The organism is Comamonas sp. A7-5 (assembly GCF_039581385.1).
Classification (GTDB): Bacteria; Pseudomonadota; Gammaproteobacteria; order Burkholderiales; family Burkholderiaceae_C; genus Comamonas; species Comamonas thiooxydans.
Genome location: NZ_JBCPWO010000006.1, coordinates 113811 through 132438, shown reverse-complemented (window position 1 = coordinate 132438; position 18628 = coordinate 113811). Strand labels below are relative to the sequence as shown.

Sequence of the window (18628 nt, the reverse complement as noted above, 5' to 3'; positions counted from 1 at the left end):
ATCGCTTGGGTGTGGGGCAAAAGCGCTGTCAGTCGGACAGACACTCCGTCCATCTCAAAGCCTGCAGATGAGCGTGATTGATGTCCCCGTGCTCCAGCTCCAGGCTGCAGGCACTGCGGTCGAATTGTTCCTGGTCATGACTCTCGCAGGCCTTGGTGAGCATCAGCAGCTCGCCCAGAATGCCTTCATGATGCAGCAGCGCGGCAGAGACCGATTCGGACACCGGAATCAGCGCCAGCGCTGCAGGCAAAGGCATGCCCAGCATGCGGTCCAGCATGGAGAACATGCCGCAGATAAAGGCCAGATCGGCGTCGGTGTCCGTTAGCGAGTGCTTGGCCAGCAGCTCCATCAGACGGCCGCGAATCACGGCGGTCTGGCCTACGGCCGGCGGGGGGCCGCCTTCACGGGCGGCCGTCAGCAGCATGGCAGCCCAGCGAAACAGCTTGTTCAGGCCGAGCAGCATCACGGCCTGCTTGAAAGAGGTGATCTTGCGATGGGCGCCAAAGCTGGCCGAGTTGATGAGGCGCAGCAGGTTGAAGGCCAGGGCGGCGTCCTTTTTGAGAACTTCCTCGATCGCATCGGTGCTGGCCTGCTCGCGTACCAGTGTCAGCAACTGGATGATGCTTTGCTGCGTCGGGGTCAGAAGGCGGGTCTGCATCACCGTGGGACGGGCAAACCAGAAACCCTGGAAAAGCTCGATGCCCAGGCGCTGCCCCAGCTCATGCTGGTGGGCACTTTCGACTTTTTCGGCGATCAGCTCGGCGCGGGTGTGGCGGTTGGCGAACTTGACCAGCACCGTAAGCTGGTCCGGTGCCAGCGTGGAGAGGTCTAGCTTGATGTAGTCGGCCAGCGGCAGCCAGGCCGAATACACAGACTCCAGTACCGTGTGGTTGAAGGCCAGATGAAAGCCCTGGTCCTTGAGTGCCAGCAAGGTGGGCAGGCGGGCGGCCACCTCATGCACGGCAGCATGGCCCAGAGGGGGGATCTCCAGCACCACCTTGTCGGCCGGCAGCAGCTCCAGGTGCTCGCCGGTCAGACCTTCGTGAGTGCAATTCACGAACATGAGCTTGGTGCCGACCAGATCTTCCTCTCCAGCATGCGTGAGGGCCGCAAAGATCAGCGTCGCGTCTGAGGCCATGGTGTGACCATAAGGCGAGCGCGAGCGGTTGAACAGCTCGTAACCAATGATTTGCTGCAGCCCGTTGACGATGGGCTGGCGTGCAATCATGCCTTTGGACAGGTTGCGCGGCGAGGCGAATGCCTGGTCCTCTATGGTTTGTTCACTCATTGCTGCATGACGTCTGTGTGGGAAATGGTTGGCTGTGCCGGTTATTGTAAGAACGAGCCGATCATAGTGTCAGCTTCGTGCGTTCAGTCCGTTTGTGCCAACAACTTCGGCTCGCGGGCCTCGCTTGTCGGTGGTTCTTGATTCGAGTCAAGAAAAAAATACCTAGATCTGTTGCAGCCAGGCGATCTCGGTTGCGGTGAAGCCTGCGGCGCGGCGTGCCTTCTCATTGAAGGGTGGGCGCAGGCGCGGCGCTTCATGGCGCTTTGTCAGCTCCAGGTACAACGACTCGGGGTCCAGGCCGTTTTTCTCGCACAGCCAGCGATACCAGTGGTTGCCTATGGCCACATGGCCCACTTCCTCGCGCAGGATGATGTCCAGAATGTCACAGGCCGCCAGCGCATCGGTCGCGTGGGTGTTGCGCAGCTTGTTCTGGATCTGCGGCGTGGCGTCCAGGCCGCGCGCCTCCAGCGTTCTGGGTACCAGGGCCATGCGGGCCACGATGTCGCCCGCCGTTTTTTCGCACATGGTCCACAGGCCCTGGTGGGCCGGATGGTCGCCATAGTCCTGACCATGATGCTGGCGCAGATGATCGCGCAGCAGGCGGAAATGCTTGCCTTCCTCTGCAGCCACCTGCAGCCAGTCGTGGTAGTACTGCCCGGGCATGCCGTCGAAGCGCCAGATGGCGTCCAGTGCGAGGTTGATGGCATTGAACTCGATATGTGCAATGGCATGGATGAGCACGGCCCGGCCTTCGAGGGTGGCAGGCGAGCGACGCGCCACGGCGGTGTGGTGCTTGAGCTCGGGCCGGGCCGGGCGGCCGGGAAGCTCGGATTCGGGGATGCGCAGTGTCGGTGCTGTTTCTGCTATCGAATAGAGAGCTTTTTGTGCATGCAGATCAATGGCTGCAGCAGCTTTTTTCTCAGGGTCTGCAAGACACAAGACCTCTAGCGCGCGATGACGTAACTCCATCCCTACAATTCTAGGTTCTATAAAGAAGCAACCCACAGGGAGACAAGCAGATGGCAATTTACGAACTCGACGGCGTTGCGCCGCAGATCGACGAAAGCGCCTGGGTGGCCGGCAGCGCCGAGGTCATGGGCCGCGTCAAGCTGGACAAGGACGCCAGCGTCTGGTTTGGAGTCGTCATCCGCGGGGATACCGAAAACATCAGCATCGGCGCGGGCTCCAACATCCAGGATGCCAGCGTGCTGCATGCCGATTTCGGCAAACCGCTTACGGTGGGTTGCAATGTGACGGTTGGCCACCAAGTAATGCTGCATGGCTGCACGATTGGCGATGGCTCGCTCATCGGCATCGGTGCAGTGGTGCTCAATGGCGCCAGGATAGGCAGGAACTGCCTGGTGGGCGCAGGCTCGCTGGTGACCGAGGGCAAGGAATTTCCCGACGGCTCCATGATCCTCGGCAGCCCCGCCAAGGTCGTGCGCGAGCTATCGCCCGAGCAGATCGAAGGTCTGCGCCAGAGCGCCAGGAACTATGTTGAAAATGCTCGCCGCTTCAAGCGCGGCTTGCGCAAGCTGGGCTGAGGGCCCTGCTTTTTACCGGAATCGATTAGCGTGTCTGAACTGCATAAATTCATTTTTGACGGCCTGCCCGTGCGTGGTGCCATTGTTCGCCTGACTGACTCCTGGCAGGAAATCCTGCAGCGCCGTGCCGGCAACAAGGATACCGGCGCCTACCCAGAGGCCGTCAGCACCTTGCTCGGCGAGATGACGGCGGCTGGCGTGCTCATGCAGTCCAACATCAAGTTCAATGGCGCGCTGGTATTCCAGGTCATGGGTGACGGCCCGGTCAAACTGGCCGTGGCCGAAGTGCAGTCGGACCTGAGCCTGCGTGCCACGGCAACACTGGTGGGAGAGGCCAATCTGCCCCTGCGCGGCCAGTTGGCCCCGCTGGCAGAACTGGTCAATGCCCATGGCGCGGGCCGCTGCGCCGTCACGCTGGACCCCAAGGACCGCCAGCCCGGCCAGAACCCCTATCAGGGCGTGGTGCCGCTCAACGATGGTGCTGGCGGCCGCTTCGAGCGCCTGTCGGATGCGCTGCAGTTCTACATGATGCAGTCCGAGCAGCTCGACACCGTGATGGTGCTGGCCGCCAATGACCAGATCGCTGCCGGTCTGATGCTGCAGCGCATGCCTGTGAAGGGTGAGGCGAATCTGGCCGCGGCCACCGAAAGCGGTGAGGCCGAGCATGATGCCCAGGGCCTGAACGAGGAATACAACCGTGTTGCCACGCTGGCCTCCAGCCTGACGCAGCAAGAGCTGTTGACGCTGGATGTGGAGACCATTTTGCGGCGCCTGTTCTGGGAAGAGAAGCTGCTGCGCTTCGCTCCGCAGGCCGACGAGCAGGCCCCGCGTTTCGCCTGTACCTGCAGCCGTGACCGGGTGGCCGCCATGCTGACCTCGCTGGGCGAGGAAGAGGTGGATTCCATCGTAGCCGAGCGTGGCAAGATCGAGGTGGGCTGCGACTTCTGCGGCCAGCAATACCAGTTCGACGCCATCGATGCGGCGCGTCTGTTCACCGAAGTGCAAAAGCAGCCGCCCAGCTCCAGCTCGGTGCAATAACTGAACAGTCTGCCCGCGGCGATGGAGCTCTGATGGCGGTGGAGACACCCTGCAAGAGCCCAGGTCGGGGCAGCGCGGGTGTCTTCCAGCTCGGAAAAGACAGGGGGAAGGCACGAGGCGCCTCAGGGGGCGCTTTTCAAGGCCTCGAACAGTGCCAGCTCGCACTCGGGATCGCCGCATTGCTCGCAGGCTTTGCGGCGTATTTTCTGACTGGAACTCCATGGATTTTTGCTTGAAATCCAATCCCAGTCTGCGGCCGGCTCCATGAATTTCAGAGAGGCAGCCAGTTGCTGCCATTGGGCAGACGGTCTGCCGTACAGCATCACATAGTTCTGCGAGCGTGCTTCCAGCAGTGCGCGCCATTGGCTGATCTGCTGAGCGATGGCGGGGTCCGGGTCGGCATCGCGCCAGTCCTGGCCCAGCACATAGACCAGGGCATCGGCCGGCCATTCATCGCCGCTCGCGGGGGCCAGGCATTGCCAGGGCGTGGCATGGCCCGCATCCAGACGGGCCTGCAGCAAGCCATGAGCCATGCCGCGCGCCAGTGCATGCGGCGCACCCAGCAGCACCAGCGTGGGCGCAGGAACAGCAAAGCCAGCGCGGGGCTGGCTTTGATGCAGAGCGGGTGCCGGGTCAGCGCTTGGAAACCTGAATATAGATTTCATTGGGTTTGACCATGCCCAGCTCGTAACGGGCCTTTTCTTCCACGGTGGACAGGCCGTCCTTGAGGTCGTTGACCTCGGACTGCAGTCTGTCGTTTTCCGATTTTTCTAGGGCGTTGGCCGCGTATTGATCCTTGATTTGCTGCTGCAGCTCGTGCACATAGGCCATGCTGCCATTGCCCAGCCAGAGCTGGGCATGAATGGCGGTCAGCAAGACCAGTAAAGTGACGCAGACGACGCGGTTGACCATACAAAAACCTGGTGGAATCAAGGGTAAGCGCCCTGGCCGCAAAGCGGTTGCCGGGCACTTACTTCAGCTGCGCACTTTAGCGCAGGTTGTAGAAGGCAGCACGACCGGGGTACTCGGCCACATCGCCCAGGTCTTCCTCGATGCGCAGCAGCTGGTTGTACTTGGCGATACGGTCGGAGCGGCTCATGGAGCCAGTCTTGATTTGACCCGCATTCAGGCCCACGGCGATGTCGGCAATGGTGCTATCTTCGGTTTCGCCAGAGCGGTGCGAGATCACGGCGGTGTAGCCGGCGCGCTTGGCCATTTCGATGGCGGCGAAGGTCTCGGTCAGGGTGCCGATCTGGTTGATCTTGATCAGGATCGAGTTGGCGATGCGCTTTTCGATGCCTTCCTTGAGGATCTTGGTGTTGGTCACGAACAGGTCGTCACCCACCAGCTGAACCTTGGCGCCCAGGCGCTCGGTCAGGATCTTCCAGCCATCCCAGTCGCCTTCGTGCATGCCGTCTTCGATGGAGATGATGGGGTACTTGTCGCACCAGCCGGCCAGCATGTCGGTCCACTGCGTCGAAGTCAGTGTCATATTGCCTTCGCCGGCCAGCACGTACATGCCGTCCTTGTAGAACTCGGATGCTGCGCAGTCCAGGCCCAGGGCGATCTGCTCGCCGGGCTTGTAGCCGGCCTTTTCGATGGCTTCGATGATCAGCTGGATCGCGGCTTCGTGGTTTTCCACGGAAGGTGCGAAACCGCCTTCGTCGCCCACGGCGGTGGACATGCCATTGTGGTGGATGATGGCCTTCAGAGCGTGGAAGACTTCGGCACCCCAGCGCACGGCTTCACGGAAGGTGGGGGCACCCACGGGGATGATCATGAACTCTTGCAGGTCCAGCGAATTGTTCGCGTGGGCGCCGCCGTTGATCACGTTCATCATGGGCACGGGCAGCTGCACGCCGCCCATGCCGCCGAAGTAGCGGTACAGGGGCAGGCCGGCTTCTTCGGCTGCGGCGCGGGCCACGGCCATGGACACGGCCAGCATGGCGTTGGCGCCCAGGCGGCTCTTGTTGTCGGTGCCGTCCAGGTCGATCAGGGTCTTGTCCAGGAAAGCCTGCTCGGAAGCGTCCAGGCCCAGCACGGCTTCGGAGATTTCGGTGTTGATGTGCTCCACAGCCTTGAGCACGCCCTTGCCCAGGTAACGGCTCTTGTCGCCGTCACGCAGTTCAATGGCTTCGCGCGAGCCGGTGGACGCGCCCGAGGGCACGGCGGCACGGCCCATCACGCCGGATTCCAGCAGCACGTCGCACTCAACGGTGGGATTGCCGCGGCTGTCCAGCACTTCGCGGCCTACGATGTCAACAATGGCACTCATTGCATTTCCTTTGGGTTTCTGAAATCGGTACGTGCAGGCTGACTTCTTTCATGAAATCACGCCCAAGCGCTTGTGCATAAAGCGCAAGCTGCTATCAAAATTGTGAAGCCGACTCTTCTCCACATGCTGCGCGCGCGCCATGCACGCGACGAGTATGGAAGAGGCTGCGGCGGCTATTGTGCACAAATTTGGTGGGCCGCTTTTGCCTTGACGTGTTGCAGCAGTCGAATTTCTTGCGCAAGACGTTTCTGTGCAAGCATTCGGACACAAAAGCGGATACAAAAAAGGCATGACGCCACGCTTCATCGTGTCGGTCATGCCGTGGTGCATCATCTGCTCAGACGCCGCTGCCCGCCTTGGGGCGGCCGGGGCGTATGGACATGCAGGCCTGCAGCAAGGCCGTCATGTCGCTGCTGATGCGCTGTGTATGCATGCTCAGGCCTGGAAGCGGTCTTCCAGGAAGCCGTTGCGCTTGGTCACATCGTCCAGCGCCACCAGTGTCTCCAGCAGTGCCTTCATGTGCTTGAGCGGCACGGCATTGGGGCCGTCCGACAGGGCGTTGCAGGGATCGGGGTGGGTTTCCATGAACAGGCCAGCCACGCCCACGGCCACGGCCGCACGCGAGAGCACGGGCACCATCTCGCGCATGCCGCCGCTGGATGTGCCGTTGCCGCCGGGCAGTTGCACGCTGTGGGTGGCGTCGAACACGACAGGGGCGCCAGTCTCGCGCATGATGGCCAGCGAGCGCATGTCGCTGACCAGGTTGTTGTAGCCAAAGCTGGCGCCGCGTTCGCAGGCCGTGAAGCTGTCCGCGGGCAGGCCCGCTTCCACAGCCGCAGCACGGGCCTTGTCGATGACATTCTTCATGTCATGCGGGGCCAGGAACTGGCCCTTCTTGATGTTCACGGGCTTGCCCGACTGGGCCACGGCGCGGATGAAGTCCGTCTGGCGGCACAGGAAGGCGGGGGTCTGCAGCATGTCGACGACAGACGCCACGTAAGGCACTTCGGCTTCGGTGTGCACATCGGTGAGGATGGGCACGTTCAGCTCCTTCTTCACCTTGGCAAGGATCTCCAGACCTTTTTCCATGCCGGGGCCGCGAAAGCTGGTGCCCGAGGAACGGTTGGCCTTGTCGAAGCTGCTCTTGAAGATGAAGTGGATGCCCAGCGAGGAAGTGATTTCCTTGAGTTGCCCGGCCACGTCCATCTGCAGCTGTTCGGATTCGACCACGCAAGGGCCGGCGATCAGAAAGAAGCGCTTGTCCAGACCAATATCAAAGCCGCAGAGTTTCATGGGGGTTCCTTTTTGCACGCCGTGCATGCTTCAAAAACTGAAGCTGCTGGCGCTCTATTTTGAAAGACTTCAACATCATTTGATGCTGAAGTCATTGCATTTCAAGCGCTGGCAGCTCCTATTTAAGGATTGATTCCGGAGGAAGGGAATCAGGCCTTCTTGCCCGGCTGGGCCTTGTTGTCCATGGCCGCCTTGATGAAGGCGTTGAACAGCGGGTGACCATCCCAGGGGGTGGACTTGAACTCGGGGTGGAATTGCACACCGATGTACCAGGGGTGAACCTTGGCGGGCAGCTCGACGATTTCGGTCAGCTGTTCGCGCTGGGTCAGGGCCGAGATCACCAGGCCGGCTTCGCGCAGCTGGTCCAGATACTGGGTGTTGGCTTCATAGCGGTGGCGGTGACGCTCGGTCACCACGTCGCCGTAGATGCTGTGCGCCAGCGTGCCCTTTTGCACGTCGGAAGACTGTGCGCCCAGACGCATGGTGCCGCCCAGGTCGGAGTTCTCGTCACGGGTCTTGATCGTGCCGTCCGCGTCCTTCCACTCGGTGATCAGGGCGATCACGGGATTGGGGGTGGCGGGGTCGAACTCGGTGGAGTTGGCGCCTGCGAGACCGGCTACATGACGGGCGTACTCGATGGTGGCAACCTGCATGCCCAGGCAGATGCCCAGGTAGGGCACCTTGTTCTCACGGGCAAACTTGGCCGTAGAGATCTTGCCTTCCACGCCGCGCGAGCCGAAGCCGCCGGGCACCAGAATGCCGTCGTAATCCTTGAGCAGCTTGGTGGCATCCGCGTCGTGGATGGTTTCCGAGTCCACATGCGTGATCTTCACGCGCACATGGTTGCGCATGCCGGCGTGCTTGAGTGCTTCGTTGACCGACTTGTAGGCGTCGGACAGCTCCACGTACTTGCCCACCATGGCAATCTTGACTTCGCCCTGGGGATGCTCGGTCTCATAGACCAGGTCGTCCCAGCGCTTGAGATTGGTGGGAGGCGTGTTCAGGCGCAGCTTGTCGCAGATCAGGCCGTCCAGACCCTGCTCGTGCAGCATGCGCGGCACCTTGTAGATGGTGTCCACGTCCCACATGGAGATCACACCCCACTCGGGCACATTGGTGAAGAGGGAGATCTTGCTCTTTTCCTCTTCGGGCACCTGGTGCTTGGCGCGGCACAGCAGCGCATCGGGCTGGATGCCGATTTCGCGCAGCTTCTGCACGGTGTGCTGGGTGGGCTTGGTCTTGAGCTCGCCGGCCGTCTCGATGAACGGCAGGTAGGTCAGATGCACAAAGGCGGAGTTGTTGGGGCCGAGCTTGAGCGCCAGCTGACGCGCAGCTTCCAGGAAGGGCAGGGACTCGATGTCGCCTACGGTGCCGCCGACTTCGCAGATGGCCACATCCACTTCGTGGTCGGTTCCCAGGCCCGCGCCGCGCTTGATGTATTCCTGGATCTCGTTGGTGACATGGGGGATGACCTGCACGGTCTTGCCCAGATAGTCGCCACGGCGTTCCTTTTCCAGCACGGACTGATAGATGCGGCCCGTGGTGAAGTTGTTGCTCTGACGCATGCGCGTTTCGATGAAACGCTCATAGTGGCCCAGGTCCAGATCGGTCTCGGCTCCGTCATCGGTCACGAACACTTCGCCGTGCTGGAAGGGCGACATGGTGCCCGGGTCCACGTTGATATAGGGATCGAGCTTGATGAGGGTGACTTTGAGACCGCGCGATTCCAAAATCGCAGCAAGGGAGGCTGAGGCGATTCCCTTACCTAGGGAAGACACCACACCGCCGGTGACGAAGACGAACTTGGTCATGTCTTTTTTTGGTGGTGGTAAAACAGGATTATAGGTTCGCCACGAATTTCGGCGTGGCGTACAGGGATGCTTGTGCGGCAGCAAAGCCGCTCAGGTCTGATAAATTGCGCAGCATGAATGACGTGTTCGCAGGCAAACATCTGGTGCTGGGTCTCTCCGGAGGCGTGGCTTGTTACAAATCGGCCATGCTGTGCCGCTTGCTGGTCCAGGCCGGTGCCACGGTGCAAGTGGTCATGACGGAGGCGGCCGAGCAGTTCATGACGGCCGTCACCATGCAGGCGCTTTCTGGGCGCGCAGTCTACACCTCCCAGTGGGATGTGCGCGAACCCAACAACATGCCCCACATCAATCTGAGCCGTGAAGCCGATGCCATCCTCATCGCACCCTGCAGCGCGGACTTCATCGCGCGCCTGGTGCAGGGCCGCTCGGACGAGCTGCTCAGCCTGATGTGCCTGGCCCGGCCCATGGAGAGCGTTCCCCTGCTGCTGGCCCCGGCCATGAACCGCGAGATGTGGGCCCACCCCGCGACCCAGCGCAATCTGGCTCAGGTGCAGGCCGACGGTGCCCAGGTGCTGGGCGTGGGCAATGGCAGCCAGGCCTGCGGCGAGACCGGCGACGGCCGCATGCTGGAGCCCGAGGAAATCATGGAGGAGCTGGCGGCGCACTTCACGGCCAAGAGCCTGCAGGGCCAGCATCTGCTGGTGACGGCCGGCCCGACCTTCGAGGCGATCGATCCGGTACGCGGCATCACCAATCTTTCGAGCGGCAAGATGGGCTTCGCGATTGCCCGTGCGGCGCACGAGGCCGGCGCCCAGGTCACGCTGGTGGCCGGCCCCGTGCATCTTCCAACGCCGCGCGGAGTGACCCGCGTCGACGTGCAGTCGGCGCGCCAGATGCAGACTGCCGTGCAGTCCCTGGTGGCGGGGGCCTCGATCTTCATTGCCACGGCCGCCGTTGCCGACTGGCGGCCGGCCGAGTTTTCCGATCAGAAGATCAAGAAGGATGGCTCGGGCGATGTGCCGGCCATGGACTTTGTCGAGAACCCCGACATTCTTGCCGGCGTGGCCCAGTCCGACCAGGCTCGGTCCGGCAAGCTGTATTGCGTGGGCTTTGCGGCCGAAAGCCATGATCTGCTCAAGCACGCCAGCGCCAAGCGGCTGCGCAAGAGCGTGCCGCTGCTGGTGGGCAATATCGGCCCCGCGACCTTTGGCAAGGACGACAATGCACTGCTGCTGATCGACGATCAGGGCTCCAAGGAGCTGCCTCATGCCAGCAAGGACCAGCTGGCGCGCCAGCTGGTCGATGAAATTGCACAGCGACTGAGCGCCAAGCGTCCCTGACCCGTGATCCCAGGAGTCCGAACATGAATCCCTCCAGCTATGAAGGCCCGCGCAATGGCGACTATGTGGCTTATGTGGATCAGCTGATGCGAGCCAGTCCCGAGTACCGCCGCACGCAACGCAGCATTGCCGGAGCGATTCAGACTGCGGTCGTCACGCCCGGCTCCCAGGCCGGCTCGCCCATGTCCCAGCTGCGCAACACCCTGCAGAAGGCGCGCGACATGGCCGAGCAGGCGCAGCAGGTGCCGGGAGCGCGAACCACGGCGGCTGCTCAACCGGCCCAGCGCACGGCTGCTGCACGGCGCCCCAATACGGCCGTGACCAAGCAGGAGGCGCAGCAGCGCTTCAGGGCCATGGAGCGCGAGATCGAGGGGCAGAAGGCTCAGAACGGTCGCAAGCCCTGGGTGTCTCCGGGCTCGCTGGCGCTGATCGTGGGCGGGGTGATCCTCTCCCAGTTCATCCAGGGCTTTGGCGTGCTGCTCGCACTCATGGGCCTGATGTCGCTGGTGGGTGGCGTGCTCAAGCGCCTGCAAGGCCGCTGACAGGCGTCAAGCGCCGCTCTTGCCCGGCAGCGGGCACAATGGCGCCCTTCAGGAAAACCGCTGGCCGCTGCCATGCAGCTGCCGCAATGAATGCAAGGCCCGGTTCACGGGCCTTGTTTCAAGACAGACAAGACTAGCCAGATCCTTATGAATGTTGATGTAAAGATTCTCGATGCGCGCCTGCGCGACAACCTGCCCGCCTACGCCACCCCCGGCAGCGCCGGACTGGACCTGCGCGCCTGCATCGATGCGCCCGTGACCCTGGAGCCCGGCCAGTGGCAGCTGATTCCCACCGGCATGGCCATGCACCTCAAGGACCCCCATTACGCGGCCCTCATCCTGCCGCGCTCGGGCATGGGCCACAAGCACGGCATCGTGCTGGGCAACCTGGTCGGCCTGATCGACTCCGACTACCAGGGCCAGCTCATGGTCAGTGCCTGGAACCGTTCGCAGACCGCCTTCACGCTGCAGCCCATGGACCGTCTGGCCCAGCTGGTCATCGTGCCCGTGGTGCAGGCACAGTTCAATCTGGTGGATGGCTTTGCCGACGCCAGCGAGCGCGGCGAAGGCGGTTACGGCTCCACCGGCAAGCACTGAGTCTCTGGACTCGCCCGCACCTCGCGCAACGCAACATGAGCCGCCAGACCCGCAGCCGCTCTGCCTCCTGGACCAAGGTGCAGCTGGGGCGCGACCAGCACATGCGGCGACGCCTGCAAAAACGCCACTGGCTGCGTCTGCATGCCGCTCTGACCGGCGGCCTGAGTCTGGCTGCCATGTCCCTGATCAGCCTGTGCCTGCTGCATGCCGGTGTGCACAGCATGGGGCTGCGCTATGGGCTGGCGCTGGCCTGCGGCTATCTGCTTTATCTGCTGCTGGTGCGTCTGTGGGCGGGCTGCATGCTGCGCCGCGACTGGGACGGGGGCGAGCTGCCCTCCGATGGTCCCGGCTTGGGCGGCAAGTCGGGCAGCGCCGACGCTGCGGGCTTTGAAAGCGGGCAGGGCGGCTCCTACGGCGGCGGCGGTGCCGGCGGCCACTGGGACGATGGCGCAGCCGTGCCTGATATCGCGCCTGCGTCACCGGGCCTGGAGCTGCCCGATGTCGATGTGTCGGGGCTCGACGGACTCGATGAAGGCGCCGTGGTGCTCGTGCCGGTATTGCTGGTTTTTGCCGTCCTGCTGGTGGCGGTCACGGGCATGGGCTCGCTGGTGTGGCTGGTGTTCGGTGCCGATCTGTTCCTGACCGTGGCGGTAGAGGTGGCGTTTGCGCTGCTGATGACCCGAACCCTGTATGTGGTGGAGCGCGAAGGCTGGCTGCTGGCAGCCTTGCGCATCAGCTGGAAGCCCGTGCTGGGCGCCCTGGTTGCGGCCGTGACGCTGGGGCTGCTCGCCGACTGGCTGTTTCCCCAGGCCGATACCCTGGCGCAGGTGCTGCGCAGTCTTTGACCGGCTTCAGTCCTGGTGCCTGGCGCCAGGCAGTTGCAGCTGCATGCGCAGCCCGCCCAGCGGCGACGGCAGAGCCTGGATACTGCCGCCATAGGTCTGAACCAGATCGCGTACGATGTCCAGGCCCAGGCCGGCGCCGGGACGCTGTTCGTCAAGTCGCTCTCCGCGGGCAAAGATGCGCTCGCGCAACTCGGGTGCAATGCCCGGGCCGTCGTCGTCTATGCACAGCGTCAGTTGCTGGCTGTCATCGGCTATAGGCTGCACCTTCAGCACGACCTTCGACCTGGCCCATTTGCCGGCGTTGTCCAGCAGATTGCCCAGCATCTCCATCAGATCCTGGGCGTCGCCCTTGAAGTCCCATTGCGAGGCATCCCCCTGCAGCTCGAAGCGTATGCCGCGCGCCGCATGCAGCTTGTCCATGGTGTGCACCAGGGAGTGCAGCGGGCCGGCCAGCGCGGTGCGCAGGCCATGGCCCTGCTGCGCCGCTGCGGCGGCGGCGCGGGCACGGGCCAGGTGATATTCGACCTGGCGGCTGGCACTGGCGACCTGCTCGCGCACCAGGGTCGCGAGCGGGCTGTCCTGCTGCGTCGCCGCGTTGCCCATGATGCTCAGCGGGGTGTTGACTGCATGGGCCAGATTGCCGGCCTGGGTGCGGGCCCGCTCCACCATCTCGGCATTCATGCGCAGCACATGGTTGAACTCCTGAACCAGGGGCATGATCTCGGCCGGGTGCTCTCCCCGGATTTCAGAAGCTTCGCCCTGGCTCACTGCGGCCAGCTGACGGCGCAGGGCGGCCAGCGGAGCCAGTGCCAGCTGCAGCTGCACGACCACGGCAGCGATCAGCCCCGCTGCCAGCATGCACAGCGCGGCCACCAGCATCTTGGTAAAGCGCTGCAGCGGCGTGGCCAGCATGGCCGCGTCGGCGGCAATCATCAGGCGCAGCGGCGGGGCATCGGCCTCGGGCAGCTGTACGGTACGCGTCACGATCACCAGGGTGTTGCCATTGCCGTCCGACATATGGCCATAGCTGGCCGGTGCGTGCAGGGGCAGGGTAGGCTCCCAGGCCTTGTCGGCCTTGAAGAAAGGCCAGTCCAGGGTTTGGTCCCAGAGCGAACGCGAACGCTGGATGCCGGCCTGAACCGTTTGCTGGCCGCTGGCATCGAGCTGGTCCACCTGCCAGTACATGCCCGACAGCGGTTGCTGCAGCAAGGGATCGCCCGAGAAGGGGGAGACCGTGACCGGGACGGCCTGATCCGGCTGATAGTTGACGGCGCCGCTGAGCCGGTCGAGCTTGGCCACCAGCTGGCCGCGCAGCTGCTGGGTCAGATGCTCGGCAAACAGCGTGCGCAGACCCCATCCCGTCAGCAGCAGTGCGGCCAGCACCCAGATCAGGGCTCCACCGAGCAGTCGCAGGCGCAGCGAGTTCTTCCAGGAGCCCGCGTTCAGCGGTGGCGGCTGCTGGGTCATGGGTGAGTTCAGGGTGTGCTCGGACATAGGCTTTATTCTTGGTTGGATGGCGCGACCAGGCGATAGCCCAGGCCGCGCACGGTTTCGATCGAGCCTGCAGGCAGTTTTTTCCGCAGCCGCCCGACAAAGACCTCGATGGTGTTGGAGTCGCGGTCGCTGTCCTGCTGATAGATATGCTCGGACAGCTCGGTGCGCGAGACCACGGCGCCCATGCGCTGCATCAGCAGGGCCAGCACCTTGAATTCATGGCTGGTCAGCGTCAGCGCCTGACCTTCGACGGTGACGCGCGCCTGGCGCGAGTCCAGGGTGATGGCACCGCATTGCCACAGCGCGCTGGCATGCGGGCTCAGGCGCCGCAGCAACGCCCGCAGACGCGCCAGCAACTCTTCCATGTGGAAGGGTTTGGCCAGATAGTCGTCGGCTCCGGCATCCATGCCCGCGACTTTTTCATGCCAGGCGGCCCTGGCGGTGAGGATCAGCACCGGCATGGAGCGGCCCTGAGCGCGCCAGGCGCGCAGCACGCTCAGCCCGTCGCGCACCGGTAGGCCCAGGTCCAGCACCGCGGCGTCGAAGCTCTCCACCTCGCCCAGGTATTGCGCCGTCTCGCCATCGGCGGCCGTCTCCACGGTGTGGCCGGCCTGCAGCAGGGCCTGCTGCAGCTGCTCGCGCAGCGTGGGCTCGTCTTCAATCAGCAAAATTCGCATGCTCTACAGCCTTCCTGAGTGCCGGTGTTCACTTCTTGCGCTTCATGCTGATGAGGCTGCCGTTGCTGGCATCGATCTCCAGCTTGACCACCTTGCCATCGTTTTGCAGCAGCCGGATCTCGTAGACAAAGCGGCCGTCCTCGCGGTCGAACTCCACCTTGATGACCTGGCCCTGGTATTGCTGCTCGACCTGATCCAGAACGGTACGCAGCGGCAGCACCTGGCCCTGGCGCAGGGCCTGACGGGCAAGCTCGTGGTCGTTGTCGCCGGCATCCGAGGTGGCGGGCCACAGGCTCAGTGCGGCAAAGCCTGCCGTTGCCAGCAGCATGGCCAGCACGGCATGAAGGGCGCGCCGGCGTGGGCGTGGCGGGGATTGCGGTTCATTCGAGGCGTTGGAAGAAGTCATGGCGAAGGAGCTGGAGTTGAGGTGATGCGGCCTGGTGGCGCTCTGCAGCCAAGGTTATAGGCCTGCATCGATGAACGGAAGCTGAATGGCGGCTTCAGAAACGGTTCAGGGTGAATGCGAACAATCGGTCGCAATCCCAACAGGGCACCTCTCGCCCGGCGGGCCGTCTTTTTGTCCCCCATCGTTCACCAACCGACTGCAGGAGTTTCCATGTCTCATCTTCAAGCCCCCGTCTTTGCTATGCCCGCTCGTGTCCTGTCGCTATACCGGACCATGCAGCGCAGCGTCGGCATCGCCCTGCTGGGAGGCGCCGCGCTGCTGTCCGCAGGCACCTGCCTGGCCGCAGAAAACTCCCTGGCTGACCGTGCCTCGGCTTCGGTGGCGGCCGTGCGCGGTGTGGCGCTCGGGCCGACCCTGTCCATCCGCGATGTCTGCGACCGGCTGGAGAAGGCCGGCTATCGCGAATTCCAGGAGGTGGAGTGGGACGACGGCCTCTACAAGGTCAAGGCCACGGCCAGCGATGGACGCTTTGTGAAGCTCTATGTGGATGGGCGCAGCGGTGAAGTGCTGCGCGTACGCAGCAAAGGCTGAGTTTGCTATATTTTTAATAGCTTTAGGCGCTTTGTGATGGAGGTTTCAAATGATATTTGAATCGGAAATGAGCGCTGCTCAGGGCAAGGCGCTATGGTTTGAAGAGTGGTAAACGGCTGCGCTTTACTCAAAGTATTGTGAGCAAATGTGAAAGCTGTCGTCCTGGCGAGCCTGTGCCGCGTTGCAATGGAAAGGCAGACCGTGCAAGGTTTGCAGAGCAACTCATAACAGGGACTGCGGCGCATGGAATGTGCATGCGCCAATCAGGAGATTTCCATGCAAATCAATCAACGCTGGGGCCGGTTGGCCATGGTGAGCGCAATCGTTGCGGCTCTGTCGGCCTGCGCGGCCTATCCCCAGGGGGGCTACCAGAGCGGCGGCTATCAGGGGGGCTACTCCCAAGGTGCTTATTCGGGTTCTGGCTACCCTGGCAGCACACAGGCCTACCCCGTGGGCAACAACCAGGTCCAGACCTATCCCGCCAATAACTGTGGCTACAACAACCCCAACTGCTATTCGCAGCAGCCTCAGCAATACGCCCAGCAGGGCCGTGTGATGAATATCGAGACCGTGCGCGTGCAGGACGGCAGCGGTGTTGGCGCAGGCGGCGCGATTGCCGGTGGCGTGATCGGCGGCGTGCTGGGCAACCAGGTGGGCAAGGGCTCGGGCCGTACACTGGCGACCATCGCCGGTGTGGCTGCAGGCGCTTTCGCCGGCAATGCCGTGCAAAACAGCATGGGCGGCGGCAGCGTGCGCGATATCTACCGCGTTACCGTGCAGCTGCAGGACGGCAGCGTGCGCGCTCTGGACTACCAGCAGCCTCCGCAGCTGAGCATCGGCGAATACGTGCGCGTGGAAGGCAACCAGATCTTCCGCCGCTAGGCAGCCGAGCGCACAAAACAAAAGGGACTCCTCGGAGTCCCTTTTTGTTGTCTGAAGCGATGAGCGATGCTTGAGCCGGTGGCGCAGCGCAACTCAGTGACAGCAAGCAAGAGCCTAGGCGGCCCCGCCGCCCCGCAGCGAAGCTGTCGTCCCCCTGAGGGGGACGGCGCAAAGCGCCTCAGGGGCTCAGTGAAGTGTTTCGTTGCCCGGAGCCATGGGCTCGATACGGAAAAATCCCGTACCGGCTGTGCCACGACCGATTTCTTCCTCGGTGGCCTCGCGTACGGCTTCGATCTTGAGGTGTAGGCGGATGGCGATTCCGGCCAGCGGGTGGTTGCCGTCCAGCACCACGTGCTCGGGATAGATTTCGGTGACCGTGTAGAGCAGATCGGGAGGCACGGGGTTGGTGCCCTTGGGCATGGCCGTGCTCTCGAAGCTCATGCCTTCCTCGATCTCCTCGGGGAACAGCTCGCGCTTTTCCAGGAAGATCAGGCTCTCGTCATAGTCGCCGAAGGCTTCTTCGGGCTCCAGGTGCAGGTCCAGTGTGGTGCCTACGCCGTGGCCTTGCAGAGCCTCTTCGATGCGCTTGAACAGATCATCGCCTCCGACAAGGAATTCCACGGGCTCGTCCAGCACATCCAGCTCCTCGCCCAGGGTGTCTTTCAGTGTCCAGGTCAGGGCGACCACGCATTGTTGGGTAACTTCCATGGTGTGTGTATACAGTTGGTGGGCCGCGGGTCAGTCCCGCAGCCGAAATTGAAACGCCGCCACGGCCGTGGCGCAATGGCAGGCATTGTCCCATGCGCTGCCCGCAACTGCAGCACAGGCCTTTTGTTACACCCTGCAAAAAGCACTTGTACAGCCTTCACATTGGCGCTCTTGCAGGCCTGCATACTGACCCCATCTTTGCTGCAAGTAATTTGCGGGCTTAAAGGAAGGCACTATGACCTCTCAAGAACAACAACTGCTGCAAGACCTGTGTGCCAGACTGACATTGACCCAGGGCCAGCCCAAGGATGCACAGGCCGATGCCGAGCTGCGCCGTGGATTGAGCAACGCGCCCGATGCGGTCTACTGGCTGGCCCAGCGCACCCTGATGCTGGAGCAAGCCATTCAGCAGGCCCAGCAGCAGATCGGCGAGCTGGAGCAGCAGGTGAAACAGGCCCAGCAAAGCCAGAGCCAGGGCGCAGGCAGCTTTCTCTCGGGCGGCCTGGGCACGCACTTCGGCCGCGCTCCCGAGCGCCATGCCGAGGACGGCGGCTACGCTGCCAATGCCCAGCCTCCCTATCAGCCCCAGTACCAGCCCCAGTACCAGCCCCAGTACCAGCCGCAGGCGGCGCCTCAGCCTTCCAGCTGGCGCGACCGTTTCTTTGGCGGCGGCTCGGCGCCCCGTGCTGCAGCGCCGCAGGCCTACGGCCAGCCAGCTGCCGCGACCGGCAGCAGCTTCCTGGGCAATGCCGCAGCGGCCGCCGCCGGTGTGGCGGGCGGGATGTTTTTGTTCAATGGTCTGGAGAATCTGATGGGCGCCCATCACGCCGGCTCGGGCAGTCAGAGCGACGGCGAAAGCAAGTCGCTGGCGCAGGACAGCAGCAGCCAGGGCTTGCATGGTGATAGCGGCAATACCTCGAGCCTGGCCAACGATGCGGGCCTGGGCAGCATAGACAACTCAGCCAGCTTTGACAGCGGCAGTTGGGACGATGGCGGCGGCTTCTTTGACGATGACTTTGCCTGATTACAGGCTTTGAGATTTTTGAGGCTCAAGCCCTTTTTCATCAAACGCTAGCAGCTATGGATTAGATAGTGAGAAGGAAAAAAGAAAGCCACCTGGCGTTTTCAAATCAGGTGGCTTTTTTAATTTCAGTAGCGATGGGCGCGAGCTTTAACTAGGGCGCGACCTAAGTGTGGGACAGCAAGCAAGCGCCGCCGCGCAGCAAAGCTGTCGTCCCCCTCCGCGAAGCAGAGAGGGGGAAGCGGCGGGGCCGCCCAGGCAAAGCCGCTCAGGGGG

The 18628-nt window shown here is 63.1% G+C and carries 20 protein-coding genes; 9 read left to right on the top strand and 11 right to left on the bottom strand.

Features of this window, described 5'->3' with window-relative positions; translation table 11 throughout:
- Nucleotides 1-28 precede the first annotated feature (28 nt).
- Together AAIL67_RS13185 and AAIL67_RS13180 are read right to left on the bottom strand one after the other, a co-directional pair.
- Entirely contained in the window at nt 29-1288 is a 1260-nt protein-coding gene (locus AAIL67_RS13185) for an HDOD domain-containing protein (RefSeq protein ID WP_003064492.1), read from the bottom strand.
- A 162-nt stretch (nt 1289-1450) separates the two neighbouring features.
- Complete coding sequence (locus tag AAIL67_RS13180; RefSeq protein WP_253232473.1) at nt 1451-2257, bottom strand: ferritin-like domain-containing protein; 807 nt, start codon at nt 2255-2257, stop codon at nt 1451-1453.
- Nucleotides 2258-2307: 50 nt separating this feature from the next.
- On the opposite strand from AAIL67_RS13180, the gene AAIL67_RS13175 reads away from it, so the two are divergent.
- Complete coding sequence (locus AAIL67_RS13175) at nt 2308-2832, top strand: gamma carbonic anhydrase family protein (RefSeq protein ID WP_063661484.1); 525 nt, start codon at nt 2308-2310, stop codon at nt 2830-2832.
- 30 nt (nt 2833-2862) lie between these two features.
- Nucleotides 2863-3870: an Hsp33 family molecular chaperone HslO gene (locus AAIL67_RS13170; protein ID WP_003076386.1), complete on the top strand. Its 1008-nt coding sequence runs from the start codon at nt 2863-2865 to the stop codon at nt 3868-3870.
- Between the two features lie 122 nt (nt 3871-3992).
- Here the strand turns inward: AAIL67_RS13170 and AAIL67_RS13165 are convergent, their stop codons facing one another.
- The 5 genes from AAIL67_RS13165 to AAIL67_RS13145 all read right to left on the bottom strand — a co-directional run bounded on the left by AAIL67_RS13165 (nt 3993) and on the right by AAIL67_RS13145 (nt 9249).
- Nucleotides 3993-4535, bottom strand: a complete 543-nt coding sequence (locus AAIL67_RS13165; RefSeq protein ID WP_343484204.1) for a hypothetical protein — start codon at nt 4533-4535, stop codon at nt 3993-3995.
- Nucleotides 4504-4782: a septum formation initiator family protein gene (locus AAIL67_RS13160; RefSeq protein WP_003064503.1), complete on the bottom strand. Its 279-nt coding sequence runs from the start codon at nt 4780-4782 to the stop codon at nt 4504-4506. Before AAIL67_RS13160 ends, AAIL67_RS13165 begins: the two co-directional genes overlap by 32 nt.
- 76 nt (nt 4783-4858) lie before the next feature.
- Complete coding sequence (gene eno / locus AAIL67_RS13155; protein WP_003057720.1) at nt 4859-6145, bottom strand: phosphopyruvate hydratase; 1287 nt, start codon at nt 6143-6145, stop codon at nt 4859-4861.
- 435 nt (nt 6146-6580) lie between these two features.
- Nucleotides 6581-7438, bottom strand: coding sequence for a 3-deoxy-8-phosphooctulonate synthase (gene kdsA, locus AAIL67_RS13150; protein ID WP_034378812.1), 858 nt, complete (start codon nt 7436-7438; stop codon nt 6581-6583).
- Between the two features lie 149 nt (nt 7439-7587).
- Nucleotides 7588-9249 (bottom strand): CTP synthase, encoded by a 1662-nt coding sequence (locus AAIL67_RS13145; protein WP_034359936.1) that lies wholly within the window; start codon nt 9247-9249, stop codon nt 7588-7590.
- Between the two features lie 113 nt (nt 9250-9362).
- Between AAIL67_RS13145 and coaBC the strand changes: the two genes are divergently transcribed.
- The 4 genes from coaBC to AAIL67_RS13125 all read left to right on the top strand — a co-directional run bounded on the left by coaBC (nt 9363) and on the right by AAIL67_RS13125 (nt 12573).
- The gene (gene coaBC / locus AAIL67_RS13140; RefSeq protein ID WP_063661476.1) at nt 9363-10589 is read left to right on the top strand and encodes a bifunctional phosphopantothenoylcysteine decarboxylase/phosphopantothenate--cysteine ligase CoaBC; all 1227 of its coding nucleotides are present in this window, start codon (nt 9363-9365) and stop codon (nt 10587-10589) included.
- 23 nt (nt 10590-10612) lie between these two features.
- Nucleotides 10613-11131, top strand: a complete 519-nt coding sequence (locus tag AAIL67_RS13135; RefSeq protein WP_034359940.1) for a hypothetical protein — start codon at nt 10613-10615, stop codon at nt 11129-11131.
- Nucleotides 11132-11278: 147 nt separating this feature from the next.
- A complete protein-coding gene (gene dut, locus AAIL67_RS13130; protein WP_343484203.1) occupies nt 11279-11728 on the top strand; it encodes a dUTP diphosphatase in 450 nt (149 codons plus the stop codon).
- A gap of 35 nt (nt 11729-11763) precedes the next feature.
- Nucleotides 11764-12573, top strand: coding sequence for a hypothetical protein (locus AAIL67_RS13125; RefSeq protein ID WP_343484202.1), 810 nt, complete (start codon nt 11764-11766; stop codon nt 12571-12573).
- A gap of 6 nt (nt 12574-12579) precedes the next feature.
- Here the strand turns inward: AAIL67_RS13125 and AAIL67_RS13120 are convergent, their stop codons facing one another.
- The 3 genes from AAIL67_RS13120 to AAIL67_RS13110 are packed head-to-tail and all read right to left on the bottom strand — an operon-like array spanning nt 12580 to nt 15081.
- Complete coding sequence (locus AAIL67_RS13120; protein ID WP_343484201.1) at nt 12580-14067, bottom strand: sensor histidine kinase; 1488 nt, start codon at nt 14065-14067, stop codon at nt 12580-12582.
- A 5-nt stretch (nt 14068-14072) separates the two neighbouring features.
- The gene (locus AAIL67_RS13115) at nt 14073-14744 is read right to left on the bottom strand and encodes a response regulator transcription factor (RefSeq protein ID WP_343484200.1); all 672 of its coding nucleotides are present in this window, start codon (nt 14742-14744) and stop codon (nt 14073-14075) included.
- 28 nt (nt 14745-14772) lie between these two features.
- The gene (locus tag AAIL67_RS13110; RefSeq protein ID WP_080745993.1) at nt 14773-15081 is read right to left on the bottom strand and encodes a PepSY domain-containing protein; all 309 of its coding nucleotides are present in this window, start codon (nt 15079-15081) and stop codon (nt 14773-14775) included.
- Between the two features lie 279 nt (nt 15082-15360).
- On the opposite strand from AAIL67_RS13110, the gene AAIL67_RS13105 reads away from it, so the two are divergent.
- Both AAIL67_RS13105 and AAIL67_RS13100 read left to right on the top strand, forming a co-directional pair.
- On the top strand, nt 15361-15741 hold the full coding sequence (locus AAIL67_RS13105; RefSeq protein WP_343484199.1) for a PepSY domain-containing protein: 381 nt from the start codon (nt 15361-15363) through the stop codon (nt 15739-15741).
- A 276-nt stretch (nt 15742-16017) separates the two neighbouring features.
- On the top strand, nt 16018-16623 hold the full coding sequence (locus AAIL67_RS13100) for a glycine zipper 2TM domain-containing protein (RefSeq protein ID WP_034360058.1): 606 nt from the start codon (nt 16018-16020) through the stop codon (nt 16621-16623).
- 186 nt (nt 16624-16809) lie between these two features.
- Here AAIL67_RS13100 and AAIL67_RS13095 read toward each other — a convergent pair whose 3' ends face one another.
- On the bottom strand, nt 16810-17331 hold the full coding sequence (locus tag AAIL67_RS13095) for an FKBP-type peptidyl-prolyl cis-trans isomerase (RefSeq protein ID WP_003064531.1): 522 nt from the start codon (nt 17329-17331) through the stop codon (nt 16810-16812).
- 235 nt (nt 17332-17566) lie between these two features.
- Between AAIL67_RS13095 and AAIL67_RS13090 the strand changes: the two genes are divergently transcribed.
- Nucleotides 17567-18355 carry a DUF2076 domain-containing protein gene (locus AAIL67_RS13090; protein WP_343484198.1) on the top strand — a complete coding sequence of 263 codons (789 nt, stop codon included), beginning with the start codon at nt 17567-17569 and terminating at the stop codon, nt 18353-18355.
- Nucleotides 18356-18628 lie beyond the last annotated feature (273 nt).